At 65.4% G+C, this 16371-nt stretch carries 17 protein-coding genes; all 17 read left to right on the forward strand.

Annotated elements, in window-relative coordinates; translation table 11 throughout:
* Position 1: 1 nt before the first annotated feature.
* The 17 genes from nuoF (at position 2) to KAK88_RS09370 (ending at position 16360) form a co-directional block, all read left to right on the forward strand.
* The gene (gene nuoF, locus KAK88_RS09290; protein WP_242076434.1) at positions 2 to 1315 is read left to right on the forward strand and encodes an NADH-quinone oxidoreductase subunit NuoF; all 1314 of its coding nucleotides are present in this window, start codon (positions 2 to 4) and stop codon (positions 1313 to 1315) included.
* A gap of 2 nt (positions 1316 to 1317) precedes the next feature.
* The gene (locus KAK88_RS09295; RefSeq protein WP_242076435.1) at positions 1318 to 1707 is read left to right on the forward strand and encodes a hypothetical protein; all 390 of its coding nucleotides are present in this window, start codon (positions 1318 to 1320) and stop codon (positions 1705 to 1707) included.
* Positions 1707 to 3752, forward strand: a complete 2046-nt coding sequence (nuoG, locus tag KAK88_RS09300) for an NADH-quinone oxidoreductase subunit NuoG (protein ID WP_242076436.1) — start codon at positions 1707 to 1709, stop codon at positions 3750 to 3752. Before KAK88_RS09295 ends, nuoG begins: the two co-directional genes overlap by 1 nt.
* Positions 3753 to 3755: 3 nt before the next feature.
* Complete coding sequence (nuoH, locus tag KAK88_RS09305; RefSeq protein ID WP_039247406.1) at positions 3756 to 4829, forward strand: NADH-quinone oxidoreductase subunit NuoH; 1074 nt, start codon at positions 3756 to 3758, stop codon at positions 4827 to 4829.
* Entirely contained in the window at positions 4829 to 5008 is a 180-nt protein-coding gene (locus KAK88_RS09310; protein WP_242076437.1) for a hypothetical protein, read from the forward strand. The genes nuoH and KAK88_RS09310 overlap by 1 nt, the downstream gene beginning before the upstream one ends.
* Positions 5008 to 5499: an NADH-quinone oxidoreductase subunit NuoI gene (gene nuoI, locus KAK88_RS09315; RefSeq protein ID WP_017503987.1), complete on the forward strand. Its 492-nt coding sequence runs from the start codon at positions 5008 to 5010 to the stop codon at positions 5497 to 5499. The genes KAK88_RS09310 and nuoI overlap by 1 nt, the downstream gene beginning before the upstream one ends.
* 74 nt (positions 5500 to 5573) lie before the next feature.
* Positions 5574 to 6200 (forward strand): NADH-quinone oxidoreductase subunit J, encoded by a 627-nt coding sequence (locus KAK88_RS09320; protein WP_017503986.1) that lies wholly within the window; start codon positions 5574 to 5576, stop codon positions 6198 to 6200.
* Positions 6200 to 6505: an NADH-quinone oxidoreductase subunit NuoK gene (gene nuoK, locus KAK88_RS09325; RefSeq protein WP_039247409.1), complete on the forward strand. Its 306-nt coding sequence runs from the start codon at positions 6200 to 6202 to the stop codon at positions 6503 to 6505. The genes KAK88_RS09320 and nuoK overlap by 1 nt, the downstream gene beginning before the upstream one ends.
* A gap of 2 nt (positions 6506 to 6507) precedes the next feature.
* Positions 6508 to 8595, forward strand: coding sequence for an NADH-quinone oxidoreductase subunit L (gene nuoL, locus KAK88_RS09330; protein ID WP_242076438.1), 2088 nt, complete (start codon positions 6508 to 6510; stop codon positions 8593 to 8595).
* Between the two features lie 4 nt (positions 8596 to 8599).
* Positions 8600 to 10084: an NADH-quinone oxidoreductase subunit M gene (locus KAK88_RS09335; protein WP_242076439.1), complete on the forward strand. Its 1485-nt coding sequence runs from the start codon at positions 8600 to 8602 to the stop codon at positions 10082 to 10084.
* 9 nt (positions 10085 to 10093) lie between these two features.
* Entirely contained in the window at positions 10094 to 11536 is a 1443-nt protein-coding gene (gene nuoN, locus KAK88_RS09340; RefSeq protein ID WP_242076440.1) for an NADH-quinone oxidoreductase subunit NuoN, read from the forward strand.
* A gap of 4 nt (positions 11537 to 11540) precedes the next feature.
* A complete protein-coding gene (locus KAK88_RS09345; RefSeq protein WP_242076441.1) occupies positions 11541 to 12290 on the forward strand; it encodes a biotin--[acetyl-CoA-carboxylase] ligase in 750 nt (249 codons plus the stop codon).
* Positions 12287 to 13066 (forward strand): type III pantothenate kinase, encoded by a 780-nt coding sequence (locus KAK88_RS09350; RefSeq protein WP_199061854.1) that lies wholly within the window; start codon positions 12287 to 12289, stop codon positions 13064 to 13066. The genes KAK88_RS09345 and KAK88_RS09350 overlap by 4 nt, the downstream gene beginning before the upstream one ends.
* Positions 13067 to 14740: a ribonuclease J gene (locus KAK88_RS09355; RefSeq protein WP_039247415.1), complete on the forward strand. Its 1674-nt coding sequence runs from the start codon at positions 13067 to 13069 to the stop codon at positions 14738 to 14740. It abuts the gene before it with no gap.
* Positions 14741 to 14796: 56 nt separating this feature from the next.
* On the forward strand, positions 14797 to 15705 hold the full coding sequence (locus KAK88_RS09360) for a sarcoglycan (protein ID WP_242076442.1): 909 nt from the start codon (positions 14797 to 14799) through the stop codon (positions 15703 to 15705).
* 40 nt (positions 15706 to 15745) lie between these two features.
* Positions 15746 to 16084, forward strand: coding sequence for a DUF3088 family protein (locus KAK88_RS09365; RefSeq protein WP_242076443.1), 339 nt, complete (start codon positions 15746 to 15748; stop codon positions 16082 to 16084).
* 9 nt (positions 16085 to 16093) lie between these two features.
* Positions 16094 to 16360: a DUF1467 family protein gene (locus KAK88_RS09370; RefSeq protein ID WP_055753501.1), complete on the forward strand. Its 267-nt coding sequence runs from the start codon at positions 16094 to 16096 to the stop codon at positions 16358 to 16360.
* Positions 16361 to 16371 lie beyond the last annotated feature (11 nt).

A 16371-nucleotide genomic window follows, 5' to 3' on the forward strand; every position in this document is an offset into this window, starting at 1 on the left:
GATGGTGGGCATTCTCGAAGATAAGGATCGCATCTTCACCAACCTGTACGGCTTCCACGACTGGACGCTGGACGGGGCGAAGAACCGCGGCGCCTGGAACGCCACCAAGGACATGCTGGACCTTGGCCGCGACTGGATCATCAACAACGTCAAGGCCTCGGGTCTGCGCGGCCGGGGCGGCGCGGGCTTCTCGACCGGTCTGAAGTGGTCGTTCATGCCCAAGGAAGTGAAGGATCGTCCTCACTACCTGGTCATCAACGCCGACGAATCCGAGCCCGCGACCTGCAAGGACCGCGAGATCATGCGCCATGATCCGCACCTGCTGATCGAAGGCGCGCTGATCGCCAGCTTCGCGATGCAGGCCCATGCCTGCTACATCTATCTGCGCGGCGAATACGTGCTGGAGCGCGAGCGGATGGAAGCCGCCGTCAAGCAGGCCTATGAGGCCAAGCTGATCGGCGACGGCAACGTCCACGGCTGGGACTTCCACGTCTATATCCACCACGGCGCCGGCGCCTACATCTGCGGCGAAGAGACGGCCCTGCTGGAATCGCTGGAGGGCAAAAAGGGTCAGCCCCGTCTTAAGCCGCCGTTCCCGGCCGGCGCGGGCCTGTACGGCTGCCCGACCACGGTGAACAACGTCGAGTCGATCGCCGTCGTCGGCACGATCCTGCGTCGCGGCGCCGACTGGTTCGCCAGCTTCGGCCGTCCGAACAACACCGGCACAAAGCTGATGTCCCTGTCCGGCCATGTGAACACGCCCTGCGTGGTCGAGGAGGCCATGTCGATCCCGCTGCGTCAGCTGATCGAGGATCACGGCGGCGGCGTGCGTGGCGGCTGGAGCAATCTGAAGGCCATCATCCCCGGCGGCGCGTCCTGCCCGGTCATCACGCGCGAGCAGGCCGAGACGGTCTTGATGGACTTCGATTCCATGCGCGAGGTTCGCTCGTCGCTGGGCACCGCCGGCGTGACCGTGATGGACGAGTCGACCGACATCGTGAGGGCGATCGCCCGCATCAGCTACTTCTTCAAACACGAGAGCTGCGGCCAGTGCACGCCGTGCCGCGAAGGCACCGGCTGGATGTGGCGCGTGCTTGAGCGGATGGCCGTGGGCGAGGCCGATCCGTCGGAAATCGATCTGCTGCTGGACGTCGCCGGACAGGTCGAGGGCCACACCATCTGCGCCCTGGGCGACGCCGCCGCCTGGCCGGTTCAGGGCCTGATCCGTCACTTCCGTCACGAGATCGAAGAGCGGATCGCCAACTATCGCAGCCGCCGCGCGAACTTCGCCGGCCACGCGATCGCGGCGGAGTAGAGATGCGCCTCGCCGTCGCCCTGTTGCTGACGCTTCCGAGCCTCGCCGCTTGCGGCGAGGGGGAAAAGGCTGCGCCTGAAGCGTCGACCGCGCCCGCGACGGCGGCTCCTGCTGAGGTGGCGCCTGTCGCGATGGCGGCAGCTCCGGCGAACCTCGAAGCGGCCTGCCGCGACGTGGTGAACCGCATGTATGGCCAGGAAGGCGACGCCGTCGCCTTCACCGCCACCGGCGAACGCACGGCCCAGGTGTCGTGGCGCGCGCCGGTCGATGGCGGCAGGCTGGAATTCGAATGCCGGGCGGAAGCCGACGGCGCGGGCCTGTTCCGCGACGGTCAGCCGATGTCCGTGGATGTACAAATGGCGGCTCCCGCCGCCAAGCAAGAGGCCCGCTGATGCCTATCGCCAAGGTCAACGGCGTCGAAACCGAGTTCGAGCCCGGCATGACCGTGCTCCAGGTCGCCGAACGCGCCGGACAAGAGATTCCGCGCTTCTGCTATCACGAGCGCCTGTCCATCGCCGGCAACTGCCGCATGTGCCTGGTTGAAGTGAAGCCTGGACCGCCGAAGCCGCAGGCTTCGTGCGCGCTTCCGGCCGCCGACGGTCAGGAAATCTTCACTGACACGCCGATGGTCAAGAAGGCTCGCGAAGGGGTGATGGAGTTCCTGCTCATCAACCACCCGCTGGATTGCCCGATCTGCGACCAGGGCGGTGAGTGCGACCTGCAGGACCAGTCGGTCGGCTATGGCCGCGACGGCTCGCGCTACTCGGAGAACAAGCGCGCGGTCGAAGAAAAGGCGATGGGTCCGACCATCAAGACCTTCATGACGCGCTGCATCCAGTGCACGCGTTGCGTCCGCTTCATCACCGAAGTCGCCGGCGTGCCGGACATCGGCATGATCTCGCGCGGCGAGGACGCCGAGATCACGACCTATCTGGAGAAGTCGGTCGCCTCGGAACTGTCGGGCAACGTCAACGACCTGTGCCCGGTCGGCGCCCTGACGCACCGTCCGTGGCAGTACCACTATCGTCCGTGGGAACTGAAGAAGACCGAGACCATCGACGTCATGGACGCCCTGGGCTCGAACATCCGCGCCGACTATCGCGGATCTGAAGTCATGCGCGTGCTGCCGCGCGTCAATGAGGGCATCAACGAGGAGTGGCTGTCGGACAAGAGCCGCTACGTCGTCGACGGCCTGACCGCGCGTCGTCTGGACCGTCCGTGGATCCGTGAGAACGGCAAGCTGCGCGCCGCCTCGTGGAACGAGGCGCTGGACGCCGTCGCCGCCAAGCTGAAGGCCGCGCCGGCCGACCGTATCGGCGTGATCGCCGGCGATCTGCAGGACGCCGAGTCGATGAAGGCGACGCTGGATCTGTTCCGCGCGCTCGGCTCCAACAACACCGACTGCCGCCAGGACGGCGCCGCCGTTGGGTATGGTCCACGTGAGGGATGGCTGTTCAACTCCGGCCTGGAAGGCATTGAAAAGGCTGACGCCGTTCTGATCGTCGGCGCCAATCCGCGCACCGAGGCGCCGCTGCTCAACGCCCGCCTGCGCAAGGCCTGGCTGAAGGGCGACATGGAGATCGGTCTGATCGGCGAACAGGCGGACCTGACGTTCGACTACGCCTATCTGGGCGCAGGCACGCAGACCCTGGCCAAGCTGCCGAAGTCGGCGCTGGACTTCCTGACCAAGGCCGAGCGTCCGGCGATCATCGTCGGCTCCGGCGCGCTGGGCGGGGAGGGCGGTCCGGCCGTCCTGAACGCGCTCGGCGCCCTGGCCAAGAAGGTCGGCGTCGTCGCTGAAGGCTGGAACGGCTTCAACGTGCTGCACCACGCCGCGTCGCGCGTCGCTGGTCTGGACATGGGCTTCGTGCCGGCTGAGGGCGGCCTGACCGTCGCCGAAATGCTGAAGCCGGATGCGCTGGACGTGCTGTTCCTGCTGGGCGCCGACGAGGTCGATCCGACCGGTTCGAACGCCTTCCGCGTCTATCTGGGCAGCCATGGCGACCGCGGCGCGCACGGCGCCGACGTCATCCTGCCGGGCGCGGCCTATACCGAGAAGTCCGGCCTGTACGTCAACACCGAGGGCCGGGTGCAGATGGCCGAACGCGCCGTCTTCCCCAAGGGCGAGGCCAAGGAAGACTGGGCCATCATCCGCGCCCTGTCGGCGCGCGTCGATCAGACCCTGCCTTACGACACGCTGGAGCAACTGCGCGCCAAGCTGATGGGCGATCATCCGACCTTCGGCCGGATCGATTATCTGCCCGCGCCGGCGACGTTCGACGTGGCGGCCCTGGGCGCCAAGGGTGATCTGGGCGACCGCGCCTTCGTCTCGGTCGTGACCGACCCGTATCTTTCCAATCCGATAGCGCGCGCCAGCGCGACGATGGCCGAGCTGTCCGCCCTGCGGACCCGGCCGGTCGCAATGGCGGCGGAGTAAGCCATGGACCCCGTTTCCTTCTGGGCCACGCCTCTGGGCTGGACGCTGATCACGGTCGGCCAGGTCCTGCTGATCACGGTCGGCGTGCTGATCGCCGTCGCTTTCCTGCTGCTGGCCGACCGCAAGGTCTGGGCTGGGGTGCAGATGCGCAAGGGCCCGAACGTCGTCGGTCCCTTCGGCCTGCTTCAATCCTTCGCCGACATGATCAAGTTCGTGCTGAAGGAGGTCGTGATCCCGGCCGGCGCGGACAAGGCGGTCTTCATCATCGCCCCGATCATCACCGTCATCCTGGCCTTCATGGCCTGGGCGGTCATTCCGTTCGCCCCCGGCTGGGTGGTTTCGGACCTGAACGTCGGCATCCTGTATATCTTCGCCGTGTCGTCGCTGGGCGTTTACGGCATCATCATGGGCGGTTGGGCTTCCAACTCGAAGTATCCGTTCCTGGGCTCGCTGCGTTCGGCGGCGCAGATGGTGTCCTATGAAGTCTCGCTGGGCCTGATCATCATCAATGTGATCCTGCTGGCCGGCACCATGAACCTGTCGGCGATCGTCGACAGCCAGAAGGGCATGTTCTGGAACTGGTACGGCTTCGGCGGCGGCGCCGACACCTGGCCGCTGGTGGTGATCCTGTTCCCGATGTCGATCATCTTCTTCATCTCGGCCCTGGCCGAAACCAACCGCCCGCCGTTCGACCTGCCCGAGGCCGAGTCTGAACTGGTCGCCGGTTATCAGGTCGAATACAGCTCGACGCCGTATCTGCTGTTCATGATGGGCGAGTACGTCAACATCGTCTTCATGTCGGCGATGATCAGCCTGCTGTTCTTCGGCGGCTGGAACCCCGGCGTGCCGCAGGCCTGGATGGATGGGCTGCCGGCCTGGATCGCCTACACGATCTATCTGCTGACCTTCATGGCCAAGACGGTCTTCTGGTTCATCATGATCTCGATGGTGAAGGCCTTCGTGCCGCGCTATCGCTACGACCAACTGATGCGTCTGGGCTGGAAGATCTTCCTGCCGACGTCGCTGGTCGCGGTCGTGATCGTTTCCGCTTGGCGTGTCTTCGTGGTGGGGTCGTGATGCGCGGCCCTATCATCGGCCTCGGTCTTGTGGCGATGACCGCCGCCTGCGCGCCCGACCCGTCGCGCATGCCCGAGTCGAGCTATCAATGGCAGCAACGCCAAGACCGCATCGAACAGGACTGGCGCGCCAGCCAGACCGCACCCCAGACGACGCCCGCCCCCAAGGATAAGCCCTGATGTTCACCCGTATCGTCCAGGCGACCAAGGGCGCGATGATGCTGGACGTCATCGGCGCCATCGGTCTGTCGCTGAAATATATGGCCCGTCCCAAGATGACGGTGAACTATCCGTTCGAGCGCAATCCGCAGTCGCCGCGTTTCCGGGGCGAGCATGCCCTGCGCCGCTATGCCAATGGCGAGGAACGCTGCATCGCCTGCAAGCTGTGCGAGGCCATCTGCCCGGCCCAGGCCATCACCATCGAGGCCGAGCCGCGCGCGGACGGCAGCCGCCGCACGACCCGATACGACATCGACATGGTCAAATGCATCTACTGCGGCCTGTGCCAGGAGGCCTGCCCGGTGGACGCCATCGTGGAAGGCCCGAACTCGGAGTTCGCCGTCGAGACGCGCGAAGAGCTGCTCTACGACAAGCAACGCCTGCTCGATAACGGCGACCGCTGGGAACGGCAGATCGCCAAGAATCTGGAACTCGACGCGCCTTACCGCTAAGGCGCATCTCGCTAAACGGGTCGGCGATTCCTGAAAGGGGGTCGCGGCCGATACGAAAGGGGCTTCGTCCCGACATGCTGCAAGGCATAGCCTTCTATCTGCTGGCGGCGGTCGCCACGGTTTCCGGCCTTCTGGTCGTGACCGCGCGCAACCCGGTGCACAGCGTGCTGTGGTTGATCCTGGCCTTCTTCTCGTCGGCGGGTCTGTTCGTCCTGCTGGGCGCCGAGTTCCTGGCGATGCTGCTGGTCGTCGTCTATGTGGGCGCGGTCGCGGTGCTGTTCCTGTTCGTCGTCATGATGCTGGACGTGGACTTCCTGAAGCTGCGCGAAGGCTACGCGCGCTATCTGCCGCTGGGCGCCATCATCGCCGCCGTGCTGCTGGTCGAGATGATCATCGTCTCGGTCGCCGTGGTTCAGGGCGGCGCCGCTGCGGGCCTGCCGGCGCCGGGCGCGCCGGACGCTAGCGTCACCAATGTCGAGGCCATCGGCCGCGTGCTCTACACAGACTATGTCTACTTCTTCCAAGCGGCCGGGATCGTGCTGCTGATCGCGATGATCGGCGCCATCACCCTGACCCTGCGCCACAAGCCGCACATCAAACGCCAGAACCCCGGCGACCAGGTGAACCGCGACCGTCGCAAGTCGGTCGAGATCAAGTCCGCCGCCACGGGCGAAGGCGTCAGCGCCGAGGAGCTTCTCTGATGATCGGTCTGACCCACTATCTGACGGTCGCTGCAATCCTGTTCACCATCGGGGTGTTCGGCATCTTCGTGAACCGCAAGAACGTCATCATCATCCTGATGTCGATCGAGCTGATCCTGCTGGCCGTGAACATCAACTTCGTCGCCTTCTCGGCCTATCTGAACGAGATCAGCGGGCAGATCATGGCGATGTTCGTCCTGACCGTCGCCGCGGCCGAGGCCGCCGTCGGCCTGGCGATCCTGGTGACCTTCTTCCGTAACCGCGGCGACATCGCCGTGGACGACGCCTCCGTGATGAAGGGCTGAGCGTGACCTTCCATACCCTCGTCATTCTCGGGATCTTCGCCCCGCTGCTGGGCGCGGCCATCGCCGGCTTCTTCGGACGCCGGATCGGCAACATCCCGTCGCAGGCCGTTACGACCGGCCTGCTGTTCTTCTCGTGCGCCGTGGCCTGGACGGTGTTCGGCCAGTGGACCTGGGGCCATCTGGAGCCCTTCACCATCCGCCTGGCGCCCTTCATTAACGTCGGCGACTTCCAGTCGGCCTGGTCGATCCGCATCGACGCCCTGTCGGCGACCATGCTGATCGTGGTCACCAGCGTGTCCTCGCTGGTTCATCTGTATTCCTGGGGCTACATGGCCGAGGACGACAGCCGGCCGCGCTTCTTCGCCTATCTGTCGCTGTTCACCTTCATGATGCTGGCGCTGGTGACGGCGGCCGACTTCATGCAGATCTTCTTCGGCTGGGAAGGCGTCGGCCTGGCGTCCTATCTGCTGATCGGCTTCTGGTTCAAGAAGCCGACGGCCAGCGCCGCCGCCATCAAGGCCTTCGTCGTCAACCGCGTCGGCGACTTCGGTTTCGTGCTGGGGATCATGACGATCTTCTGGATGTACGGCACCATCAACTTCGCAGAGCTGTTCCCGCTGATCGCCACAAAGGCCGGCACGACGTGGGAGTTCCTGGGCGTCCAGTGGTCCGCGCTGGATCTGGCCGGCTTCCTGCTGTTCATCGGCGCCATGGGCAAGTCGGCCCAGTTCTTCCTGCACACCTGGTTGCCGGACGCGATGGAAGGCCCGACCCCGGTGTCGGCGCTGATCCACGCCGCGACCATGGTCACCGCCGGCGTCTATATGGTCTGCCTGCTGAGCCCGATCTATGAGTATGCGCCGGGCGCGTCGCAGATCATCGCCATCATCGGCGCGATCACGGCCCTGTTCGCCGCCACGGTCGGCCTGACCCAGAACGACATCAAGCGGGTCATCGCCTATTCGACCTGTTCGCAGCTGGGCTATATGTTCTTCGCGGCGGGCGTCGGCGCCTATCAGGCGGCCATGTTCCACCTGTTCACGCACGCCTTCTTCAAGGCCCTGCTGTTCCTGGGCGCCGGCTCGGTGATCCACGGCATGCACCACGAGCAGGACATGCGGAAGATGGGCGGCCTGTGGAAGCTGCTGCCGGTCACCTATGCCGTGATGACCATCGGCACCATCGCCATCACCGGCCTGGGCATCCCCGGCGTCGGCGGCTTCGCCGGCTTCTACTCCAAGGATTCGATCATCGAGAGCGCCTATGCCTCGGCGGCCTCGGGTCATTCGGCTATCGGCCTGTTCGCCTTCTTCGTCGGCATCATCGCCGCCGGTCTGACGGCCTACTATTCGTGGCGCCTGGTCTTCATGACCTTCCACAACAAGCCGGTATGGAAGGAAGAGGGCGACGCGCATCATGCTGACGACCACGCTTCCCACGCCCAGCTGGAAACCCACTCCGAGCCTGTCGGCGATCATCAGGACGATCATGCGCATGACGATCACGGTCATCATGGCCCGCTGAAGCCGCATGAGAGCCCGCTGGTCATGCTGGTTCCGCTGATCCTGCTGTCGGTCGGCGCCGTTGCGGCCGGCTTCGTCTTCGCGCCGCACTTCATCGGCCACCACGAGGGCGAGTTCTGGCGCGGCGCGATCTTCACCGGCGCGAACAACCACGTCCTGCACGAAAGCCACGACGTCCCGACCTGGGTGAAATGGTCGCCGCTGATCCTGACGCTGATCGGCACCGCCTTCGCCTATTGGATCTACGTCGCTCGCGAGGGCATGGGCCGTCGCATGGCCGAGCGGAACGGCGTCATCTACCGCTTCCTCTACAACAAGTGGTATTTCGACGAGCTGTATGACTTCGTCTTCGTGCGCGGCTTCCGCGCCATCGGGAACTTCTTCTGGAAGATCTGCGACGTGAAGATCATCGACGGTCTGGGCCCGAACGGCGCCGCCTGGGTGTCGCTGAAATCCGCCGCTCGACTGGGCAAGATCCAGTCCGGCTATGTCTATCACTACGCCTTCGTGATGCTGCTCGGGGTGGCTGGTCTGCTCACCTTCGCCATCCTCGCGTGGGGAGCCTGATCTCGTGCCCTACATCCTGAGCCTCGTTACATTCCTGCCCCTGGTCGGGGCACTGGCGATCGTCGCCGCCCGGCTGACGTCAAAGTCGGCCGATGCGACCGCGCCGGCCGCGCGCTGGATCGCCTTGATCACCACCCTGGTGACCCTGGCGGTGTCGGTCGTGCTGGTCGCCGGCTTCGATCCGGCCAACACCAACTATCAGTTCGTGGAGATGGTCCCGTGGTTCGCGGGCGCCAGCTATCACCTGGGTGTCGACGGGATCTCGATCCTGTTCGTGCTGCTGACGGCCTTCCTGATGCCGATCTGCATCCTGGCCAGCTGGAAGTCGGTCGAGACGCGCGTCGTCGAATATATGATCGCCTTCCTGGTGCTGGAGACGCTGGTCATCGGGGTGTTCACCTCGCTGGACCTGTTCCTCTTCTACATCTTCTTCGAAGGCACCCTGGTTCCGATGTTCCTGATCATCGGCATCTGGGGCGGTCAGAACCGCATCTATGCGGCCTACAAGTTCTTCCTCTACACCCTGCTGGGGTCCGTTCTGATGCTGCTGGCCATGCTGTGGATGGCGCATGAGGCGGGCACCACCAGCATTCCCGAGCTGAAGCGTTTCGCCTTCGATCCGGCCGTCCAGCCGATCCTGTGGCTGGCCTTCTTCGCCTCATTCGCGGTCAAGATGCCGATGTGGCCGGTCCACACCTGGCTGCCCGACGCCCACGTCCAGGCGCCGACGGCTGGTTCGGTCATCCTGGCAGGCATTCTGCTGAAGCTGGGCGGCTACGGCTTCATCCTGTTCAACGTGCCGATGTTCCCGATGGCGTCGGAGATGTTCCGGCCGCTGGTCTTCACCCTGTCGGTGATCGCCATCGTCTATACGTCGCTGGTCGCCTGGCGTCAGACGGACATCAAGAAGCTGATCGCCTATTCGTCGGTGGCCCACATGGGCTTTGTGACCCTGGGCATCTTCGCCGGCAACGACATCGGCATGCAGGGCGCCATCTTCCAGATGATCAGCCACGGCCTAATCTCGGGCGCCTTGTTCCTGTGCGTCGGCGTCGTCTACGACCGGATGCACACCCGCGAGATCGCCTTCTACGGCGGCCTGACCTCCAAGATGCCGTGGTACGCCGCGATCTTCCTCATGTTCACGATGGCCAACGTCGGCCTGCCGGGCACCTCGGGTTTCATCGGCGAAGTGCTGACCATGACCGGCGCCTACAACGCCTCGACCTGGGCGGCGCTGGTCGCGGCCTCGGGCGTCATCTTCTCGGCGGTCTATGCCTTGACCCTGTACCGCGCGGTCATGTTCGGCGAGATCACCAATCCGAAGCTTGAGACCATCACCGACATCGACAAGCGCGAACTTCTGCTGTTCGTGCCCCTGATCGTCGGCACCATCTGGCTGGGGGTCCATCCGGCCTCCGTCCTCGATTACACCGGGCCTGCCGTCGAGGCCCTAACCAGCGCGTATCGCGCCGCGATCGGCGGGTGAGACTTACAGATGCCTGATCTATCCTCCGCCCTGCATCTCTCCGCCTCGGAAGTCACCCTCGCGGTCGGCGCCCTGGTCCTGCTGATGGTCGGCGCCTTCATCGGCGACAAAAGCGCCCGTCTGGTCTCGATTCTGTCGGTCCTGCTGCTGATCGCCGCATCGGTCATCTCGATCGTCGGACCGTGGGGCGTCGCCTTCAACGGCGCTTATGTCGCCGATCCGCTGGCCATCTACGCCAAGAGCCTGATCTATCTGTCGGCCGCCGTTGCGGTCGTGCTGGGCGACGGCTGGATGAAGCGTACGCGCATCGCCAAGTTCGAATATCCGGTCCTGATCGTGCTGGCCTCGGCCGGCATGGGGATGATGGCGTCCTCGGGCGACCTGATCTCCATGTATGTCGGGATTGAGCTGCACTCGCTGGCCCTGTATGTGCTGGCCGCCTTCCACCGCAATGACGTCAAGGCGTCGGAAGCGGGTCTGAAGTATTTCGTCCTGGGCGCCCTGTCGTCGGGTCTGCTGCTGTATGGCGCCAGCCTGATCTACGGCTTCGCCGGTTCGATGCGGTTCGAGGACATCGCCGCCGTCGCCTCCGACAATCCCGGCCCGGGCCTGGTCTTCGGCCTGGTCTTCCTGATCTGCGGCCTGGCGTTCAAGGTTTCGGCCGCGCCATTCCACATGTGGACGCCCGACGTCTATGAGGGCGCGCCGACGCCGGTCGTGGCCCTGTTCGCCACGGCGCCCAAGGTCGCGGCCATGGTGCTGATCGCCCGCGCGCTGGAAAACGGTTTCGGCGACGCCCACGCCCAGTGGTCGCAGGTCCTGATCGCCATCTCGCTGATCAGCTTCGTCGTCGGCGCCTTTGGCGGCCTGGCGCAGAAGGACATCCAGCGCCTGCTGGCCTATTCCTCGATCGCCAACATCGGTTACGCCCTGCTGGGCATTGCGGCGGGCACGGCCGAGGGCCTGCAGGCCATGCTGATGTTCATGACGCTGTATGTCATCGACCAGTTGGGCTTCTTCGCCATCCTGCTCAGCCTGTCCAAGTCGGGCCGTCCGATCCGCCGCATCGCCGATCTGGCCGGATTGAAGAAGGATCGTCCGCTGACCGCCGTGGCCCTGACCATCCTGTCGTTGTCGGTCCTAGGCATGCCGCCGTTCTCGGGTTTCTGGGGCAAATACTATGTGTTCGGCGCCGCCGCCGATGCAGGGCTTTGGCCCGTCGCGGCCGCCGGTCTGGTCGCGTCGGTCGTCGCCGCCTTCTACTATCTGCGCATCTTGAAGTTGATGTGGTTCGATGCGCCGGTGGACGACATCGCCACCGACGCCGCGCCGGTCGAGGCCAAGTGGATCGGCTGGGCGTGCGCCGCCTTCGCCTTCCCCTTGGTGATCGTCGGTCTGACCTGGCTGGAGCCGCTGACCAAGGCTGCGAGCGCCGGCTTCGGGAACGGGTAGGGCGTTGGCGCCCGTCCCACTGGTCATCCTCGATGAGATCGACTCGACCAACGCCGAGGCGCGCCGCCTCGCCGAGGCCGGAGAGGCGGGGCCGCGCTGGATCGTGGCGCGCCGCCAGACTGCCGGCCGCGGTCGGCGGGGTCGCAAGTGGGACACCGATCAGGGCAATCTGGCCGCCACCCTTCTGATCACCACGCCCAAGTCAGCGGCGGAGGCGGCTCAGGCCACCTTCATCGCCGCCCTGGCGGTCGCGGATCTGCTGGACGTCTTCGTCTCGCCTGCGCTCGTTTCGATCAAATGGCCCAACGACGTCCTGCTGGACGGGGTCAAGGTGTCGGGCATACTGGTCGAATCCGGCCGGCACGCGAACGGCGACCTCTGGCTTGCGGTCGGGATCGGCGTGAATCTGGCCCATGCGCCCGAGGGCACCGAGCGGGGGGCGACCTCGGTTGCCGAACGTCTGCGCGCCGACCTGGCCTATGTCCCGCCGATCGAAGCTGCCGCCGAAATCCTGGCCGAGACTTTCGCCGTCTGGTGGGGGCGCTGGCAGACGATGGGCTTCGAGCCCGTGCTCGACGCCTGGACCAGCCGCCTGATCGGGCTGAACGGACCGTGCGTCGCGCGTCTGGACAATGAGACGCTGGAAGGTTTGGCCGAGGGCGTGGAGGCGGACGGCGCCCTGCGCCTGCGCCTTGCCGACGGCTCGGTGCGGTTGATCTCCGCCGGCGATGTCTTTTTCGGGAAAGCCGCCTGATGCTTCTCGCCATCGAGCAGGGCAACACCAATACGCTGTTCGCGGTCCACGACGGCACGGATTGGATCGCCCAATGGCGCGCCGCGACCGAGGCCAGTCGCACGGCCGACGAATACGCCGTCTGGCTGAACCAGCTGATGGTGATGAAGGGACTCAAGTTCGACGCCCTCGGCGGCTGCATCATCTCCAGCGTCGTGCCGCAGTCGATCTTCAACCTGCGCAACCTGGCGCGGCGCTATCTGAACATCGAACCCCTGGTCATCGGCGAGAACGCCGAACTGGGCATCGAGGTGCGGATCGCCAAGCCCAGCGAGGCTGGCGCCGATCGGCTTGTGAACGCTGTGGGCGCCTCGCTGACGTATCCCGGCGACCTTCTGTTGATCGACAGCGGCACGGCTACGACCTTTGACATCGTGTCGGGCGACGGCGCCTTCGAGGGCGGTCTTATCGCGCCCGGCATCAATCTGTCGCTTCAGGCCCTGCACGAAGCGGCGGCCAAACTGCCGCGCATCGCCATCCAGAAACCCGAGAACGTCATCGGCAAGGGCACGGTCGAGGCCATGCAGTCCGGCGTCTTCTGGGGCTATATCTCGTTGATCGAAGGCCTGATCGGACGCATCAAGGCGGAGTGGGGCAAGCCCATGACCGTCGTCGGCACCGGCGGGGTCGCCAGCCTGTTCGAAGGCGCGACCGACAGCATCGATCACTTCGATCCCGACCTGACTATTCGCGGCCTCCTCGAAATCTGGCGTCGTAACGCCCATTTGACTGATTGAATGAAAAAGCAAACCCAAGACGAACTCGTTTTCCTGCCGCTGGGCGGCTCGGACGAGGTCGGTATGAACCTGAACGCCTATGGCTTCGGCCCAGAGGCGAACCGTGAATGGCTGATCGTCGATGTCGGCGTCACCTTCGGCGACCTGTCCACGCCCGGCGTGGACGTGATCGTGCCCGATCCCACCTTCCTGGAGGGTGAGACCATCAAGGGCATCGTGCTGACCCACGCGCACGAAGATCACATCGGGGCCCTGGGCTGGCTGTGGCCGCGCATCAAGGCGCCGATCTACGCCACGCCCTTCACCGCCTATTTGATCCGCGACAAGCTGCGCGAGCGCGGCATTTTGGACGAGGTTGAACTGATCGAGGTGCCGCTAGGCGGGACCGTCGATATCGGCACGTTCGGCGTGACCTTCGTCAACATGACCCACTCGATCGCCGAGCCCAGCGGCCTGGCCATCGATACGCCGCTGGGCATGGTGTTCCACACCGGCGACTGGAAGATCGACGACCAGCCGGTGATCGGAACCAAGACCGACGCCCCCGTCATCCGCGCCCTGGGCGACGAAGGCGTGCTGGCCATGGTCTGCGATTCGACCAATGTCTTCGTGCCGGGCGTCGCCGGGTCCGAGGGCGATGTCGCCGTCGCCATCTCCAAGCTGATCGCTAGCCTGAAGGGGCGCGTCGCGGTTGGCTGTTTCGCCTCCAACGTCGCCCGGATGGACAGTGTGATCCGCGCGGCCGAGGCTTGCGGGCGTCGCGTGGCTTTGGCCGGCCGGTCGATGCACCGGATCACGGCGGCGGCCAAACACGTCGGCATGCTGAAGGACGTGAAGCCCTTCCTGTCGGACGAAGAGGCCCGCGTCTGGCCCGCCGATGAAATCCTGTATCTGTGCACCGGCAGCCAGGGTGAGGCGAGGGCGGCCCTGTCGCGCGTCGCCGACGGCACGCATCCCGTCGTGAAACTGGGTCTGGGCGACCACTGCATCTTCTCGTCGCGCCAGATCCCCGGCAACGAACTGGCGATCGGCAATCTGCAGGACCGGCTCGCGGACCGCGGCGTGCGCCTCTACACCGAGAAGGATCACCCCGGCATCCACGTCTCCGGCCACCCCTGCCGTGACGAGCTGAAGCAGATGTACGAATGGGCACGGCCGCAGATCGCGGTGCCGACCCATGGCGTGCGTCGCTTCCTGCTGGAACACGCCAACCTGGCCAAGGACATGGGCGTTCCCGAAACGGTGACGCCGCGCAACGGCGACATGGTCCGCCTGGCCCCTGGCCCGGCCAAGATCATTGACGAGGTGCCGAACGGTCGCCTGTACGTCGACGGCGGCATGCTGGTGACCGAGCAGGGTGAGGCTCTGAAGGAACGTCGTCACGCCTCGACCAACGGCGTGCTGATCGTCAGCTTCGCCCTGGACAAGCGCGGTCGCATCGCCAGCGACATCGACATCCGCAGCGTCGGCCTGCCCGGCGACACCGCCACGCCGCTCGGTGATGCGCTGGACAAGCTGGCCGAGCGCGTCGAACAGGTGGTCAAGGGCCTGAAAGGCGATGCGCTGGATGACGAAATGGTCATCGAACAGGCCGTGGCCCGCGTGCTGAAAAAGGCCAGCCAGCAGATCTGGGATCGTCGTCCCATCGTCGAGACGGTCGTCCTGCGCGTCTGATGCAACCTTGACCGTTCGGGCGCATTGGTCGTGCGCCTGAACGGTCGGGGAAACGCATGTCGAAAAAGCCTGCCCGTGCGCGCCGCCTGCTGGAGCGGATTCGGCACGCGCGCCATCCTTTGCGTGGGTGGCGGCGATGGGCGGTGATTGCGGGGCAGGGGCTGGTTGGCTTCGTCGCCCTGTTCGCCGTGGTCAATCTGGTGCTCAGCCTGTCGACCTTCCGGGGCGAAGATCCCCTGGCGCGGACGGTTCACGAACTGCGCGTGCTGTGGTTCAGCCCGCCTGACGGTCAGCCGATGTCGCCGACCGCCTTTCCGACCGTCTATGGTCGCGATCTCGGCCCGGCGCCCGACACCGCCGCCATCCATGCCTATCTGGAGCGCGAGGCAGAGGACGGCGTCTTTCTGCTCGACCACGTCATTGTCGATCGCATCCTGAAGCTGAATGGCCGGATCGATGCGCGCAGCGTGCCGTCGGGCGTCTATGTCGGCGCCCACGCTTTGGGACCGGACGGGATGCCTTTGGTGCCAGTGACCAAGTTCATGGCGCAATATCTGCTGTTTCCGCGCCATGCCTATATTCTCGTCGTGCCTGAGAGCGGGCCGGCCATCGCCTTCTCCGCCAGTCAGAACGCCAAGTTCGGCATCGACATTCATCCCAAACGCCTATCGGCGGAGATCGCGCCGTTCGATCCGAACGCCTATGACTTTCCAAGCTCGGGCGAGGCGCTGCACGAGATGACGCGCATCACCAATGACCCGGCGCAAGTGGCGACGGCCGTCGAAACGTTGAAGGGCGCCCAGGCGCGGCTTGCGCAGGAAGGTCTGACCTACGGCCTTCTGGCGCCCAACTCGAACACGGCGGTCGGCTGCGTGCTGCAAGGCGCCGGGGCGATCACGCAGCAGGCGCGCTCTTCGATCCTTCTGGCGCTACGGGCGCCGGGGTTTGGCGCATCATGCGAATAGCGGTCGCGCCGACGGCCTCAACTCGGATATATCCACGCCCATGACCGAGCGACTCTTCCTGCTGAACCCCGACTGGCACGACGACCAGGGCGGTCCGTGGTTCTGCCCGCCCGGGGCCTATATCGAGGGTGTCCTGGCCTTCTATCCGAAGCTTCGCGACGCGCTGGACGTCGTCTATCTGGACCATCCGCGCCCACGTCAGCCGGTCATCGACCAGGTCGGCGAGGCCCATCAGAGCTGCCCCATCCTGATCCTGGACGGCGAACTGGATTGGCCCGAGGCCGAGGTCAGCGAAACGACCGGCCGGCCATTTCTTCAGGATCACGCCATCGCTCCCTATCTGGCGGCCCGCTACGGCGTCGGCCGGCCCCATCCCTAGAGGTCCGTCATGCCCATCGGCGTCTTCACCATGGTCGGCATCTACATCATCGCCTGGTGGACGGTGCTGTTCGCCGTGCTGCCGCTGGGCACGGCCAGCGAGACGCACGAGCCGCCGACCGACGGCTCACAATGGGGCGCGCCCAAGACGCCCAATCTGAAGAAGAAGTTCCTGACGACCACCTGGGTCTCGGCCTTGGTCTGGGTGTTCGTGATGGTGCTGATCTTCACGGGCTGGCTGCCCCTGCCGAACTTCGCCAGCGGCCCGGCTGTCTAAACGACGCATCG

Origin of the sequence: Brevundimonas diminuta, from assembly GCF_022654015.1 — a bacterium.
GTDB classification, from domain to species: domain Bacteria; phylum Pseudomonadota; class Alphaproteobacteria; order Caulobacterales; family Caulobacteraceae; genus Brevundimonas; species Brevundimonas diminuta_C.